The organism is Mesorhizobium sp., from assembly GCF_004963255.1.
Classification (GTDB): domain Bacteria; phylum Pseudomonadota; class Alphaproteobacteria; order Rhizobiales; family Rhizobiaceae; genus Mesorhizobium.
Genome location: NZ_SUGA01000004.1, coordinates 257,487 through 273,097 on the forward strand (window position 1 = coordinate 257,487; position 15,611 = coordinate 273,097).

At 64.5% G+C, this 15,611-nt stretch carries 10 protein-coding genes; 5 read left to right on the plus strand and 5 right to left on the minus strand.

Going from position 1 to position 15,611, the window contains the following annotated elements; genetic code table 11:
* Window positions 1-11 precede the first annotated feature (11 nt).
* Together E5X34_RS07800 and E5X34_RS07805 are read right to left on the minus strand one after the other, a co-directional pair.
* On the minus strand, window positions 12-1,484 hold the full coding sequence (locus E5X34_RS07800; RefSeq protein WP_292562788.1) for a cobyric acid synthase: 1,473 nt from the start codon (window positions 1,482-1,484) through the stop codon (window positions 12-14).
* Window positions 1,484-2,089 carry a dimethylsulfonioproprionate lyase family protein gene (locus E5X34_RS07805; protein ID WP_292562790.1) on the minus strand — a complete coding sequence of 202 codons (606 nt, stop codon included), beginning with the start codon at window positions 2,087-2,089 and terminating at the stop codon, window positions 1,484-1,486. The genes E5X34_RS07800 and E5X34_RS07805 overlap by 1 nt, the downstream gene beginning before the upstream one ends.
* Before the next feature lie 139 nt (window positions 2,090-2,228).
* Between E5X34_RS07805 and E5X34_RS07810 the strand changes: the two genes are divergently transcribed.
* Both E5X34_RS07810 and mmsB read left to right on the plus strand, forming a co-directional pair.
* Complete coding sequence (locus E5X34_RS07810; protein ID WP_292562792.1) at window positions 2,229-3,395, plus strand: isobutyryl-CoA dehydrogenase; 1,167 nt, start codon at window positions 2,229-2,231, stop codon at window positions 3,393-3,395.
* Between the two features lie 21 nt (window positions 3,396-3,416).
* Window positions 3,417-4,301 (plus strand): 3-hydroxyisobutyrate dehydrogenase, encoded by an 885-nt coding sequence (mmsB, locus tag E5X34_RS07815; protein WP_292562794.1) that lies wholly within the window; start codon window positions 3,417-3,419, stop codon window positions 4,299-4,301.
* 322 nt (window positions 4,302-4,623) lie between these two features.
* Here mmsB and E5X34_RS07820 read toward each other — a convergent pair whose 3' ends face one another.
* From E5X34_RS07820 to E5X34_RS07830, 3 genes are all read right to left on the minus strand, one after another.
* Window positions 4,624-6,003 (minus strand): aspartate aminotransferase family protein, encoded by a 1,380-nt coding sequence (locus tag E5X34_RS07820; protein ID WP_292562796.1) that lies wholly within the window; start codon window positions 6,001-6,003, stop codon window positions 4,624-4,626.
* Between the two features lie 205 nt (window positions 6,004-6,208).
* Entirely contained in the window at window positions 6,209-8,278 is a 2,070-nt protein-coding gene (locus E5X34_RS07825) for a prolyl oligopeptidase family protein (protein ID WP_292562798.1), read from the minus strand.
* Window positions 8,279-8,351: 73 nt separating this feature from the next.
* Entirely contained in the window at window positions 8,352-9,512 is a 1,161-nt protein-coding gene (locus tag E5X34_RS07830) for an MFS transporter (RefSeq protein WP_292562800.1), read from the minus strand.
* A gap of 241 nt (window positions 9,513-9,753) precedes the next feature.
* Here E5X34_RS07830 and E5X34_RS07835 point away from each other — a divergent pair, with 241 nt between their 5' ends.
* The 3 genes from E5X34_RS07835 (at window position 9,754) to E5X34_RS07845 (ending at window position 15,603) form a co-directional block, all read left to right on the plus strand.
* Complete coding sequence (locus E5X34_RS07835) at window positions 9,754-11,331, plus strand: trimethylamine methyltransferase family protein (protein WP_292562802.1); 1,578 nt, start codon at window positions 9,754-9,756, stop codon at window positions 11,329-11,331.
* Window positions 11,332-11,436: 105 nt separating this feature from the next.
* Complete coding sequence (locus tag E5X34_RS07840) at window positions 11,437-14,007, plus strand: FAD-dependent oxidoreductase (RefSeq protein ID WP_292562804.1); 2,571 nt, start codon at window positions 11,437-11,439, stop codon at window positions 14,005-14,007.
* 36 nt (window positions 14,008-14,043) lie between these two features.
* Window positions 14,044-15,603: a glycosyltransferase family 39 protein gene (locus E5X34_RS07845; protein ID WP_292562805.1), complete on the plus strand. Its 1,560-nt coding sequence runs from the start codon at window positions 14,044-14,046 to the stop codon at window positions 15,601-15,603.
* Window positions 15,604-15,611: the final 8 nt, after the last annotated feature.

The window sequence follows — 15,611 nt, forward strand, 5'->3', positions numbered from 1 at the left end:
GCATCGAGCACCTATCGCGCCAGCCCAAAAATCGCGTCGCAGTCGAGATGTCGTTCCAGCTCGGCCGCGACCTCGTCCAGCGCCTTCTCGACGGCCGCTCGATAGTCGATGCCGCCGCCCTTGACGCCAAGGCTCCCCAGGTAAGCGGCGCGAAAGGCGTCGGCGGAAAACAGCCCGTGCAGATAGGTGCCGATAACCTTGCCGTCGGCGGACACCGCGCCGTCCTCAGCGCCGTTGAGGATCGTCGACGGCCGCGCCGTGTCCGGACCTGTGGTGCGGCCGAGATGGATTTCATAGCCTTCGAGCGGCAGGCCGAACTGCACCGACTGGGCGCTTGAATTGCGTACGGTCTTTTCCGGCTCCATCACCGTTTCGATATCGAGCAGGCCGAGGCCCTCGGCCTCTCTCACGCTGCCCTCGATACCTTCGGGATCGCGCACCATACGGCCGAGCATCTGATAGCCACCGCAGATGCCGACGACATGGCCGCCGCGCTTGCGGTGGGCGGCAAGATCGCGATCCCAGCCGTTCTCGCGGAATTTGATGAGATCGCCGATGGTCGATTTGGAGCCGGGGATGACGACCAGCCCGGCATTCTCCGGCAGCCTCTTGCCCGGCGGCACGAACACCACCTCGACCTGCGGCTCGGCTTTCAGCGGATCGAGATCGTCGAAATTGGCGATGCGCGCCAGCATCGGCACCGCCACTTTCAGCGCCCGCTTCTCGCCGGAAGCGAGGCGTTCGAGCACGACGGAATCTTCGGACGGCAGCCGCCCGGCCGCCTTCAGCCAAGGCACGACGCCGAAGCAGCGCCAGCCGGTGAATTTCTCGATCGCCTTGATGCCGTCGTCGAACAGCGAGACATCGCCGCGGAACTTGTTGATGAGATAGCCGGCGATCATGCGCCGGTCTTCCTCCGGCAGGATGAGATGCGTGCCGGCGACCGAGGCGATGACGCCGCCACGATCGATGTCGCCGACCAGGATCACCGGCACATTGGCGCGCGTCGCAAAGCCCATATTGGCGATGTCGCGGCTCCTGAGATTGATCTCGGCCGGCGAGCCCGCGCCCTCGACAATGACCAGGTCGGCCCCCTCGCCGACCTTGGCCCAGGAATCAAGCACCGCGTCCATCAGCTTGGCTTTCATCGCCTGATAGTCGCGCGCCCGCGCCTCGCCAAACACCTTGCCCTGCACCACCACTTGCGAGCCGACGTCGCTCTGCGGCTTGAGCAGCACCGGGTTCATATACACGGTCGGCCGCACGCCGCAGGCCAGCGCCTGCAGCCACTGCCCGCGGCCGATCTCGCCTTCGCCGGCTGTATCGCCCGGAATGTCGGCGACGGCGGCATTGTTCGACATGTTCTGTGGCTTGAACGGTCGGACCTTCAGCCCGCGATTCTTGGCGGCGCGGCAAAGCCCCGCCACCAGCACGGTCTTGCCGACATCCGAGCCGGTGCCCTGGAGCATGATCGCATTTGCCATCAGCCCCTGCCTCCCGAGCCGATGATCGACTTCTGCGCCAAGGGTCCGCCGCGCCAGAGATAGAGCGCCATCAGCGGCTCCTTGCCCGTGCGCATGGCATGGCTGACATTCGACGCATGGTGGATCACCTCGCCGGCATCGCGAATATGAAAATCCCCCTCGCCCATTCGCCACTCGGTGCCGCCGGTCAGTGGAATGTAGATTTCTTCCGCGATGTGGTGATGGTCGGGATAGACGATGTCCGGTCCAAGGATCAGCAGGCCGCCCGCGACCGCGTCATTGACGAAATGGCCGCGCGTGCCGAACACTTCCAGCCAGCCGTAATTGTCGACGAAACCCTGCCCGAAATCGGCGGCGCTATAGCTCTGCCCCCAGCGCAGCTCGTTCCGATGGTCGGCAACGAACCGCGCCAGCTGCCTGGCGTCCGTCGGTGCAAGCGCGGCGATGCGCTCGAGATGGCCAAGGCAGGCAAGCGCACGCGGTTCGAGAGAACGGGCCGGCATGTCCCAGCCGATGCGCGCGACTTCGTCGGCGACCAAGTCGTTGTCAACGCCGGCGAGATAGGCGTGGAATCGCCCGAGCAACTCATCGAAAATTGTCGGCACGCAAGAGCTCCGTTAGTCATTCCATGCACAGCCGGTTCTCAACGGCCCGGGTTGCGCGGCGGCATCATTGGTCTAGATTGAACGGCGCGCAAAGCCAAAAACGACAGGCCACAAGGCCTGAAACGACAGGGAGCACGCCATGGACGCGGCAGTCGATGCGGGCACTGGCCAATTCGAACTCACCGAGGAACAGCGCGCCATCCAGGAGATGGCCCAGGCCTTCGCGGCGGACCGCGTCGCGCCCAATGCGCTCGACTGGGACAAGGCAAAGCACTTCCCCGCCGATGTGATCCGCGAGACCGGCCCGCTCGGCCTCGGCGGCATCTATGTACGCGACGATGTCGGCGGCTCGGCGCTTGGGCGGCTGGACGCCGTGCTGATCTTCGAGGCGCTCGCCCACGCCGACCCGGCTTTTTCCTCCTTCATCTCGATCCACAACATGGCGGCCTCGATGATCGACCGCTTCGGCTCGGACGACCAGCGCCAGCGCTTCTTGCCGAAACTGACCTCGATGGAGTGGCTGGCGAGCTATTGCCTGACCGAGCCAGGCTCCGGCTCGGACGCCGCGGCGCTGAAGACGCGGGCGGTGAAAAGCGGTGGCGATTACATACTCAACGGCGCCAAGCAGTTCATTTCCGGGGCCGGCGACAGCGACCTCTATGTCGTGATGGCGCGCACCGGCGGCGATGGCCCGAAGGGCATTTCGACCTTTGTCGTGCCCAAGGATGCGCCGGGCCTGTCCTTCGGCGCCAACGAGCACAAGATGGGCTGGCACATGCAATCGACCCGCCAGGTCATCTTCGAGGACTGCAAGGTGCCGGCCGAGAACCTGCTGGCCGCAGAAGGCGCCGGCTTCGGCATCGCCATGGCGGGCCTCGACGGCGGAAGGCTGAACATCGCCGCCTGCTCGCTCGGCGGCGCGCAATCGGCGCTCGACAAGGCGCTCGCCTATACGGCCGAGCGCAAGGCCTTCGGCACCAAGATCAACCAGTTCCAGGCGCTGCAGTTCAGGCTGGCCGACATGGAGACGGAGCTGCAGGCAGCCCGCATCTTCCTCTACGCCGCCGCCTCGAAGCTCGACCGCAAGGCGCCGGACGCCGGCAAATGGTCGGCGATGGCCAAACGCTTCGTCACCGATATCGGCTTCGATATCGCCAACCAGGCGCTGCAGCTGCATGGCGGCTATGGCTATCTGCACGATTACGGCATCGAGAAGCTGGTGCGGGATCTGCGTGTCCACCAGATCCTCGAAGGCACCAACGAGATCATGCGCGTCATCATCGCGCGGGCGCTGATCGGCCGCTGAACAGACCTTGGGAGAGAGATAATGAGCACCATCGCCTTCATCGGCCTGGGCAACATGGGCAATCCGATGGCCGCCAACCTAGTCAAGGCGGGGCATGCAGTCCTGGGCTTCGATCTCGTGCCCGAAAACCTTACGGTGGCGAAAGAGCATGGCGTGACCGTCATGGCGAACGCCGTCGCCGCGGTGAAGGATGCCGATGTCGTCATCACCATGCTGCCTGCGGGCAAGCATGTACTGTCGGTTTACGAAGACATCGCTCCCAAGGCAAAGAAGGGCGCGCTGTTCATCGATTCGTCGACCATCGATGTCGAATCGGCGCGCAAGGCGCATGCGATTGCCGCCAAGCACGACCTGCCCTCGATCGACGCGCCGGTCTCCGGCGGCACGGGCGGGGCCACAGCCGGAACCCTGACCTTCATGGCCGGCGGCTCGGACGAAGCCTTCGCCACCGCCGAGCCGATTCTGAAGCCGATGGCCGGGCGCATCGTTCATTGCGGCGGCGACGGCGCCGGCCAGGCGGCCAAGATCTGCAACAACATGATTCTCGGCATCTCGATGATCGGCGTCGCCGAAGCCTTTGTGCTCGCCGAAAAGCTCGGCTTGTCGCACCAGGCGCTGTATGACGTTGCCTCGACCTCGTCGGGCCAATGCTGGTCGCTGACCACCTATTGCCCGGTGCCCGGCCCTGTTCCGGCCTCGCCGGCCAACCGTGACTACAAGCCGGGCTTTGCCGCCGCGCTCATGCTGAAGGACCTGAAACTGTCGCAGGAAGCCGCGCAGGGCGCGGGCGCCGTGACCCCGCTCGGCGCCGAAGCCACGCAGCTCTATGCGCTGTTCAACGCGCAAGGGCATGCCGGTGTCGATTTTTCCGGCATTATTAATTTCCTGCGGGGCAATCAGGAATAAGTCACTGTTTTTCAAATGTTATTTGAAATATTTGGCTGCGCGAAGCCGGTAAATTTAGATTTGCTTAAGGTCTCGCTAACCCACCGGTAACGATGTGCCTTTAAAACGGATTGCGAGGCGGACAGCGCGTCCGCCCGGCGCTCCGGATCAGGTCTCGCGTACCGGAGCCCGTAAGTTTCGCAAGTATCCTCGTCGCGAAACGCCATGCGTATCTGGCAGAGCCGCGTTCCCGCAGGGACGCGGTTTTTGCGTTTTGAGACATCAGCAGCGACGTTCAGGAGTGGACCGGGCGCCCATTGAGGAGCGCCCGGACAATATCCCCTCAGCGCTTCCGCAAATCAGCGTCCGCGAGATCGAGCGCCTTGGCGATCCGCTCACAGGCCATGTCGATCGTGTCGCGCGTCCAGATCAGCGGCGGCGAGAGAATCATCGTGTCGCCGGTGGCCCGCAGCATCATGCCGTTCGCGATCGCGTGGTCGCGGACCACGACGGCCGCACTTCCCGATGGCAGGTAGCGTTCCTTGGTCGCCTTGTCCTTGACGATCTCGATCGCCCCCATCAGCCCGATCGAGCGAACCTCGCCGACCAGCCTGTGCCCGGCGATCCGCTCCTGCAGCGCCTGCGCGAAATACGGCCCGGTGTCGTTCTTGACGCGCTCGACCAGGCCTTCCTTCTCGATGATCTCGAGGTTCTTCAGCGCCACCGCGCAGGCCACCGGATGACCGGAATAGGTGTAGCCGTGATAGAACTCGCCGCCCTTCTCGACCAGAGTCCTGGCGACGCGGTCACCGACCAGCAGCGCCGACAGCGGCTGGTAGCCCGAGGTCAGCGCCTTGGCGGTGGTGATGGTGTCGGGCTCGATCCCGAAAGTCTGCGCCGCGAACCATTCGCCGGTGCGGCCATAGCCGGTGATCACCTCGTCCAGCATCAACAGCACATCGTATTTGCGGCAAATGCGCTCGACTTCCGGCCAGTAGCTCATCGGCGGGATCTTCACTCCGCCGGCGCCCATTACCGGTTCGCCGATGAAGGCGGCGACGTTGTCGGCGCCGGCTTGGAGGATCGCGTCCTCGACCGCCTTCGCCGCGCGGATGCCGAAATCATGGTCGCTTTCGCCGGGCAGCGCCAGCTCATAGGCATACGGCATCATCACATGGACGATATTGGGCACCGCGCCGCCGAGCTGCTTGTGCATAGGCTCCATGCCCCCCAGCGACGTGCCGGCGATGGTCGAGCCGTGATAGGCCATCTTGCGCGAGATGATGCGGTTCTTCTCGGGCTTGCCTTCGAGCGCCCAATAGTGGCGCACGAGCCTGAGCGCCGTGTCGTTGGCCTCCGAACCGGACGAACCGTAGAAGACCTGGCTGACATGCTTGGGCGCCAGCTCCGCCAGCTTCTTCGACAACAGCACCGGCGTCGGCGTCGAGCATTTGAAGAAGGAGTTGTAGTAAGGCAGCTCCTTCATCTGGGCGTAGGCCGCCTCGGCCAGCTCGTCGCGGCCATATCCGACATTGACGCACCAAAGGCCGGCCATGCCGTCGAGGATCTCCGTGCCGTCGGCGTCGTAGATGAACGGTCCCTTGGCATGGGTGATGATGCGGGAGCCGATCTCGCGCAATTCCTTGTGGTCGGTGAAGGGATGAAGGTGATGCGCGGCGTCGATCTGCTGAAGCTGCTTCAGCGAATAATTCTGATAGGTCATGGATTTGGTCTTTCCTCTTGAATCAATCCGGCAACAGCCGGGGCGGATTCTCAGAGGAAGGCGGGCGGCGAATAGCCGATGCGGGCGCAAAGCCGCAACAACTCGGCGCGAAGGGTCCGCGGTGACGGCGTCACCGCGACCCCGAAGGCGCCTGATGTGCTGAAACGGATCATGGCGGCAGCTTATGCCGCCTGCGGTTAGAAATTCAAGCCGTTCTGGTCAGCGCCTGCTTGAGGAACATGTAGCGCATTGCCGTCTGCGCCGCTTGCGGCCGACGGTCGCCGCGCCCGCCATGACCGCCCTCGGTTTCCTCGAAGAACAGCGTGCGGCCGTGGCCGGCCTCCTTGAGCCGCGCCGCCATCTTGCGCGCATGTCCGGGATGGACGCGGTCGTCGGCGGTCGAGGTCATCAGCAGCACCGGCGGATAGGCGGCATCGGCCGCGACATGCTGGTAGGGAGAATAGGCGGCAAGCCAGGCCGCCTCCTCCGGCTTCGACGGGTCGCCATATTCGGCGATCCAGGAGGCGCCGGGCGGCAGTTCGGTGTAGCGCAGCATGTCGAGCAGCGGCACGTCGATGATGACGGCGCCGAACAGTTCAGGCCGCTGCGTCAGCGACGTGCCGGTAAGCAGGCCGCCATTGGAGCCGCCCTGGATGCCGAGTTGCGCCGCCGTGGTGATGCCGCGCTTGACGACATCCTCGGCCACCGCCGCGAAATCGTCGAAGGCGTTCTGGCGCTTGCCTTTCAGCGCCGCCTGGTGCCAGGCCGGACCGAACTCGCCACCGCCGCGGATGTTGGCCTGGATATAGGCGTTGCCCTTGTCCAGCCAGAGCTTGCCACGGATCCCGGCATAGCCTGGCAGCAGCGGCACTTCGAAGCCGCCATAGCCGTAGAGCAGCGCCGGCACCGGCCCCTTCTGGTCGCGGCGCCGCACCACGAAATACGGGATCATCGTGCCGTCCTTCGAGCGCGCCTCGAACTGCTCCGAAACATAGGGCGAGGCATCGAAGCGGGCCGGCTGCGACTTCACGGTCTGAAGCGTCTCGCCATCGTCGTCCGACCAGATGATCGAACTCGGCGTCAGGAAATCGGTGAAGGAGAAGGAGACGCTGGAGCCGAAATGCTCGACATGGCTGATGCCGACATTGCCGATGGCGGGCAATGCCACCGGCTTCAGCGACCAGCCTTCGGCGGTACGGTCACAGGCGATGACCTTGCCGCGCACATTGTCCATCAGGTTGATGAACAGCCGGTGCTGCGTCCCAGCTAGCCCCGCGATCGAAACGCGATGCGCCGGCGCGAGCACGGTTTCGAATGGACCGAACTCGCCCGTGTCGATCCACTGGTCGAAATCGACCGAGTAAAGTCCGTCGGGCAAGCATTGGGTGCCGTCGGGCGCCGTCCAAGGGCTGCGCACGCCGAAGATCAGCTGTCCCTTGAAGATCGCCGTGTCGGTGGCGTCGTCGGGCAGCGGGATGCGCCGGTTCTCGCCAGAAGCCAGCCGCAGGAAACTGTGCGAGGTGAAGAAGTCGAGCGTCTTTCCGAGCAGCACATGCCGCTTGTCGCCGTCATACTCGACACCGCCGCCGACCGCGAGATGCTGCTTCTCGCCTTCGAAGATCGGCGTCGCATCCTCGAGCCTCGTGCCGCGCCGCCAGAGCTTGATGACGCGCGGATAGCCGGACTGGGTTTTGTCTTCCTCCTCGAAAGCCGCCGAGACGAGCACCGTGTCCTTGTCCAGCCAGGAAAAGCCCGACTTGGACGCGCGCGCGGAAAAACCGCCCTCGACAAAGGATCTCGTCGCGATGTCGAACTCGCGCATCTCGCTGGCGTCGCCGCCGTCCGGCGACATGTAGAGCAGGCAGCGGTCGAAATCTGGATAGAGCCGGCTGGCGCCGCCGAACACCCATTTGATGCCTTCCTTCGCCGAGAGCTGATCGAAATCGATGATCGTCTCCCAATCCGGCTTCTCGGTCTTGTAGGAAGCGACAGGCGTGCGCCGCCATAGGCCCAGCGCATTGGTCTTGTCCTGCCAGAAATTATAGACGTGACCGGCAAGTGCGGCCCCGACCGGCATATTGTCCTCGGCCGTCATCAGGTCGAGCGCGGTCTCGAAGGTCGCCTGATAGGAAGGATCGCCCTGCAATTCGGCGACGGTCAGCGCATTCTGGCGATGAACCCAGTCCAGCGCTTCCTCGCCGTTGCGGTCCTCCAGCCAGAGGAAGGGATCGTCAGCCGTTGACTCGGGCTGTGTTTTGGTCATCGAGCTGGTCATGCGGGTCTCCATCTGGCGGCCCCGCCTACATCGCGTTCGCTGCTTGGATATTCAAGAGCCTTGGCGAGATCGGTCAGAAAACCCGCCGGCGCAGGACCGTCGCCACCGCCAAGGCGGCGCAAATCACGCCCAGCGTGACCGGCAGGCCTGGGGCGCCGATCACATCCATGACGCCGCCGGTGAGGGGCGGCACGACGATGCCGCCGAGGCCCCACATCAGCGAGAAGGCGGCATTGCCGGCGACCAGCGCCGAGCCTGTAAAACGTTCGCCGAGCTCGATGATCGACATGGTGTAGATGCCGTAGGAAACGGCGCCCCAGACAAAGACGCAGAGCCAGATCAGCGGCGTCTCGATCAGCGCCGGCAAAAGCACGCAGCCGAGGATCGCCACCGCCACACAGCCGAAGCGCACCAGGCGCGCCGTCAGCCTTTCGGCGAGCAGGCCGAGCGGCACCTGCATGGCGATGTTGCCGGCGATCATCACCGACAGCAGCGCCGACATGCGCGCCTCGGGAATGCCGTGATGCGTACCGTAGACCGGCAGCAGCGCCAGGATCGCCTGCTCGAACCCTGCCGCGACGACGACCGCCGACAGAAGCAGCCAGGCTAAGGGTATGAAGCCCAGGACCGAAACCTTGTTCTCTGCCTCCTCGACCTTGGGCAGGCGGCGCACCACCACGGCCAGGCAGCCGCCGCAGAAGAGGAAGGCGCCGATGCCTACCAGGAAAGGCGGCCAGCCTTCGGTGCCGACGGCAAGCAGGCAGAGCGGCCCGGCCGCGAAGCCGGCCGAGATGATGGTGGAATAGATGCCCATGACGCGGCCGCGCCGCGTCGGCGGCGCCAGCGCGATTACCCAGATCTCGCTCAAGACATAAAGCGGGTTGGTCACCACGCCGATCAGGAAGCGCAGCGGAAACCACAGATAGACATTCTGCGTCCAGCCGATCAGCGCCAGCACCAGTGCCGAGAGCGCGGCGCAGGTGAGCGCGGTCCGCCCTGCCCCGAACCGGCGCGCCAATGCCGGGATCGGCGGCGAGGAAACGATGAAGCCGATCGGCGTCATTGCCGCCGAGAGCCCGATCATCGCCGGCGAAACGCCTTGCCGCTGCAGGATGAAGCTCAGCAGCGGATAGGAAAGTCCCTGCGCGACGGCGAACACCGAAACCGTCGCGATCACGCCTGTGATCGCAGCCAACTGCACAGTCTCGCTGCTCTCTGAATCCGCCAGAGCCATCGTTTCCTGATCCAACCCGCTGGAGGCTTAGCCGTTGCGGCCGGCCGCTGTAAGGGCCAACTGGCTGCGAAAGCGTATGTTCCAGCCACTCCCTGTCAGGAGCCCCGGCGCTGCCATAAGCCCGCGCATCCTCCCCTTCCGTCATGTCGCTTCCCTCGCCCTAGTGGTCGCCGCCTCCTCACCGGCTGCATGGCCGCCGGTCCATTATGCCGGCCAATTTCGCATTCTCACGAGGCTTCTCATGACCGCCGCCCTTCATCCCGCCGAGCCGGCACCGGCTACCGATCGCGCCCGCCGTGGCGGCCGCGCGGGCAAGCGCGCCGGCGGCGCGGCCTCTTTCGAACAGCCCGCCTTCCGGCAGTTGAAGAATCCGCTGACGCCGACCAAGTTCGTGTCCGACGACGAGCTGGAATCGATCCACCTCGCCTCGCTGCGCGTGCTGAAGGAGATCGGCGTCGACGTTCTGCACGAGGAAGCCCGCCGCATCATGAAGGCGCGTGGCGCCGATGTGCGCGAAGGCTCGGAGCGCGTGCGCTTCGACAGCGACATGATCCTCGAGCTCGTCTCGCACTGCCCCTCGGAATTCACGCTGCACGCCCGCAACCCGGCGCACAATCTGCGCTTCGGCGGCAACAACCTCATCCTGTCGATGATGGCTTCCGCGCCCAACTGCTCCGATCTCGACCGCGGCCGCCGGCCCGGCAACCAGGCGGACTACCGCAACTTCCTGCGCCTGGCGCAGATGCACAACATCCTGCAATGCACCGGCGGCTATCCGGTGGAGCCGATCGACATCCATCCGTCGGTGCGGCACCTGGAATGCATCCGCGACCTCGCCATGCTGACCGACAAGGTCTTCCACATCTATTCGCTCGGCAAGGAGCGCAATGTCGACGGCATCGAGATCACCCGCATCGCCCGCGGCATCAGCCGCGAGCAACTGATGGCCGAACCGTCGGTCTTCACCATCATCAACACCAATTCGCCGCTCAAGCTCGACGTGCCGATGATGGAAGGCATCATCCAGATGGCGAGCATGGGCCAGGCCGTGATCGTCACCCCGTTCACGCTGTCGGGCGCCATGGCGCCCGTCACCGTCGCCGGCGCGTTGGTGCAGCAGAACGCCGAGGCGCTTTCCGGCATCGCCTTCGCGCAAATGGTCAAGAAAGGCGCGCCGGTCGGCTATGGCGGCTTCACCTCCAACGTGGATATGAAGTCCGGCGCGCCGGCCTTCGGCACACCCGAATACATGAAGGCGCAGCTCGTCGGCGGCCAGCTCGCCCGCCGTTACAACATCCCCTACCGCACCTCTAACACCTGCGCCGCCAACACGGTCGATGCGCAGGCCGCCTATGAAAGCGTGTTCTCGCTGTGGGGCGCGATCCAGGGCGGCGGCAATCTGATGATGCACGGCGCTGGCTGGCTGGAAGGCGGCCTGCGCTGCTCCTACGAAAAGACGATCCTCGACATCGACCTGTTGCAGATGGTTGCCGAGTTCCTCACCCCCCTCGATCTCTCCGAGGACGCGCTCGGCTTCGACGCCATCCAGTCGGTCGGCCCCGGCGGCCATTTCTTCGGCACCCAGCACACGCAGGAGCGCTACAAGACCGCCTTCTACTCGCCGATCGTCTCCGATTGGCGCAACTTCGAAACCTGGACCGAGGCCGGCTCGCCGACGGCGATGGAACGCACCAACAAGGTGTGGAAGGAGCGCCTTGCCTCCTACGAAGAGCCGTATATGGATCCGGCCATCCGCGAGGAACTCAACGATTTCGTCGAAAAACGCCGCGCCGAAGGCGGCGCGCCGACGGATTTCTGATCACCTTTGTTGGGCCGGATGAGCAGTCGACCCCCACTCCGTCGAGCTTCGCTTAGCCTCCATACCAATCATTCAATTCAGTCTCTATAAAACGGACCTATCTTCATGAAATCCCATGTAAAAGCGGTTGTCATCGGCGGCGGCGTCGTCGGCTGCTCGGTGCTTTATCATCTCGCCAAGGCCGGCTGGACCGACATCATGCTGATCGAGCGTTCGGAGCTGACGTCCGGCTCGTCCTGGCATGCGGCTGGCGGCTTCCATACGCTGAACGGCGACCCCAACGTCGCCAAGCTGCAGGCCTACACGGTCCAGCTCTACAAGGAGATCGAGGAGCTCTCCGGCCAGTCCTGCTCGCTGCATCTGACCGGCGGCGTCATGATGGCGGACACGCCTGAGCGCATGGACTTCCTGCGGTTGGCTCACGCCAAGGGCCGTTATCTCGGCATGGACACCGAGCTGATCACGCCGTCGGAAGCCAAGGCCATGTTCCCGCTGATGGACGAGAAGAACTTCGTCGGCGCCATGTGGGATCCGGTCGAGGGCCATCTCGATCCGTCCGGCACCACCATCGCCTATTCCAAGGCGGCCAAGAAGCTCGGCGCGGAGATCGTGCTGCGCAACCGCGTCGTCGATCTCACGCAGCAGCCGGACGGCACCTGGAACGTCGTCACCGAGCAAGGCACGGTCCACGCCGAGCATGTCGTCAACTGCGGCGGCCTGTGGGCGCGCGAAATCGGCCGCATGGTCGGCGTCGAGCTGCCGGTGCTGGCGATGGAGCATATGTACCTCTTGACCGAGCCGATGCCGGAGGTCGAGGAATTCAACAAGTCGACCGGCCGCGAGATGATCGGCGTGCTCGACTTCAAGGGCGAGATCTACACGCGCCAGGAGCGCAACGGCATCCTGCTCGGCACCTATGAGAAGGCCTGCAAGCCCTGGTCGCCGGTCAACACGCCCTGGGATTTCGGCCATGAGCTTTTGCAGCCCGACATCGACCGCATCGCGCCTTCGCTGGAGATCGGCTTCAAGCATTTCCCCGGCATCGAGAAGGCCGGCATCAAGCAGATCATCAACGGTCCCTTCACCTTCGCGCTCGACGGCAACCCGCTGGTCGGCCCGGTGCAGGGCCTGACCAATTTCTGGTGCGCCTGCGCCGTCATGGCCGGCTTCAGCCAGGGCGGCGGCGTCGGCCTGGCGCTCTCCAACTGGATGGTGCATGGCGATCCGGGCTTCGACGTCTGGGGCATGGACGTCGCCCGCTTCGGCGAATGGGCGACGCTGCGCTACACCAACGCCAAGGTGCGCGAGAACTATTCGCGCCGCTTCTCGATCCGCTTCCCAAACGAGGAACTGCCGGCCGCCCGTCCCGCGCAGACGACGCCGCTCTACGACACCATGCTCGCCAACAACGCGGTCATGGGCGATAGCTGGGGCCTGGAAACCCCACTCTGGTTCGCGCCGAAGGGCACGGAGCCGAAGGACATCGTGTCCTTCCACCGCTCCAACGATTTCGGCCCGATCGGCGAGGAAGTGCGCGCCACGCGCGAGAGGGTCGGCGTCACCGAGATCGCCAACTTCGCCAAATACGAAGTGTCCGGCCAGGGCGCGGAGGATTTCCTCAACCGGCTGATGACGAACCGCATGCCGAAGGTCGGCCGCATCGTGCTGACCCCGATGGTCAACGAGTTCGGCAAGCTGATCGGCGACTTCACCATCGCCAAGTCAGGCGAAGACCGTTTCATGATCTGGGGCTCGTCGGCCGCGCAGAAATACCATATGCGCTGGTTCGAGAAGCATCTGCCCAAGGATGGGTCGGTGCGCATCCACCGCTTCGACCAGACGCTGGTGGGGCTCTCGATCGCCGGACCGAAGTCGAGGGACCTGCTGCAGAAGCTGGTCGATGTCGACGTCTCGACGAAGGCCTTCCGCTTCATGGATTTCCGCGAGATGGCGGTCGGCGGCGCGCCCTGCATGGTCAACCGCATCACCTATACCGGCGACCTCGGCTACGAGATCTGGATGGCGCCAGCCTATCAGCGCCTGGTCTACAAGGCGATCAAGGAGGCGGGCGAGGAATTCGGCCTCGTCGATTTCGGCATGCGCGCGCTGCTGTCGATGCGTCTGGAGAAGAACTTCCCGACCTGGTTCCGCGAGTTGCGCCCGATCTACGGTCCGTTCGAAGGCTCGATGGAGCGCTTCATCAAGCTGGAGAAGAACGACTTCATCGGCCGCGAGGCATCGGCCAAGGAGCAGGCCGAGGGTCCGAAACTGCGCCGCGTCTCCTTCATCGTCGACGCCGTCGATGCCGACGTGATGGGCGACGAGCCGATCTGGGCCAAGGTCAGCAAGGACTATGGCACGGTCGAGAAGCCGCATGGCTACGGCGCGCCGCGCTTCGATGAGACCGGCAAGGAAGTGCGCGGATCGAAGGCCGCCGAAGGCGCCTCCGCCGTGCGCGGCATCGTCGATGGCGAATGGCGCGTCGTCGGCTGGGTGACGTCGGGCGGCTATGCGCATTACGTCCAGAAGTCGATGGCGCAGGGCTACGTCCCTGCCGCTCTCGCCGAGGACGAAAGCGCCGGCCTGTTCGAGATCGAGATTCTCGGCCACCGCCGCCCGGCCCGCATCAATGTCGAGCCGCCCTTCGACCCGAGCGGCGAGAAGATGCGGACCTGACGCGCCCCATTGTTGGATTGCGCCGATTGCTGTGGCATGGTCGATGGCCCGCTATCGGCGCATCAGCATGAGAAGACCACCCCCTTGCGGCAGCTAGAGAAATGGACCGATTGGCTCTGCGATGGACGGGGCGGTCCATTCAGCGCCGCGGTCGCGTCGGTCCTCGTCTACTGCCTGACGCAGATCGTGGCGATGACGCTGTTGTCCCATGTCGCGGGCACCGGCGTCGGCGTCGACGATTCCGAGCAGCTGATGGAGATGCGGTTTTTGGCCGCCGGCTACGGCAGTTCGCAGCCGCCTTTGTACACCTGGCTGGCGATCCTTGCGGCCTCTGTGGTCGGAACCAGCGTCCTTGCCCTCAAGATCGTCAAATACGGCTTGCTGGCGGCGGGGCTGACCGCCTATTTCACCGCCATACGCCGCCTCGGCTACTCGAATCGCGCCGCTGCCGCCGGCATGTTCGGGCTGCTTCTGTTTCCCCAGATCTTCTGGGAGATGCAGCATGCCCTCACCCACTCGGTCGCCATATTCTGTTTCACCTCGGTGCTGCTTCTGGCGCTGGTCGAAGCGGAAAAGCGGCGATCGGCCGTTGCCTATGCGTTTTTGGGCTTGGCGACGGCGGCCGCGATGCTGTCGAAATACAACATCGTCATCTTCCTGGCCGCCCTGTTCCTGGCATCTCTGTCGGTCCGCGAAACGCGTGAGGCGATCTTCGACCGTCGCTTCCTCATCAGCGTGGCGGTAGCGATCCTTGCCTGCCTGCCGACGCTTTATTGGAGCCTCACGCATTTGGACGATCTGCTCTCGCACCAGGGAGGCCTAGGCGTCGCCCAAGGCGGCAGCATCGCGAAAACGGCACTTCTCGGCATCCGCAGATTGGCCAACGCGATCGTCAATTTCGCTGGATTGCCGGTGGCGATCTTTGCCGTCGCCTACGGCCTGGCGATAAGAGAATGGACGGAACCGCCTCAGCCGGTACGGTGGCCGGAAAAACTGTTTTGGCGAGCCATCGTCCTTGGCCTTGTGGTCATGGTGACGGTCGTGCTGGCGGCGGGCATCACTCAGTTTCGCGACCGCTGGATGCTGCCCATCTTTATCCTCCTGCCGGCGGCTCTTGCCATGCGCTTCGACGCCATGGGCCAGAGGGGCCGCAAGACGCAAGCCACCATCGTCTTCGTCGGTGCTCTTCTTGCCGTCCTTGTGCTGCCGCTGAGCTGGTACATGCATCTGCACGGCGGCGACAGCCGCGGAGGCGTCGTGCGTTTGGATTACCGGTCGCTTTACGAGCAGATCAACGCTGACGGACCGGTCAAGACCGTGGTGTCGAGCTGGTTCTGGGTCGGCAATCTGCGCCTGGTCGACGCCGATCTCATCGCGCTCGATGACGAGACACCGGACTTCGCCCCGTCGATCCGCGAGCCGGCGGTGCTTGTCCTGACCGATGACAGGGAATCGTCCTCGGACGTCTTCGAAGAGTTGGCGAGAGCCGGCTATGCGATGGACACTGTCCACCGCACTGTCGAGGTGCCGCAGGCGCTCGGCTTCCCGCCGCGCAAGGTCACGATCACCAAACTGCATAAGAAGATCGCGCCGTAAGGTGTGAG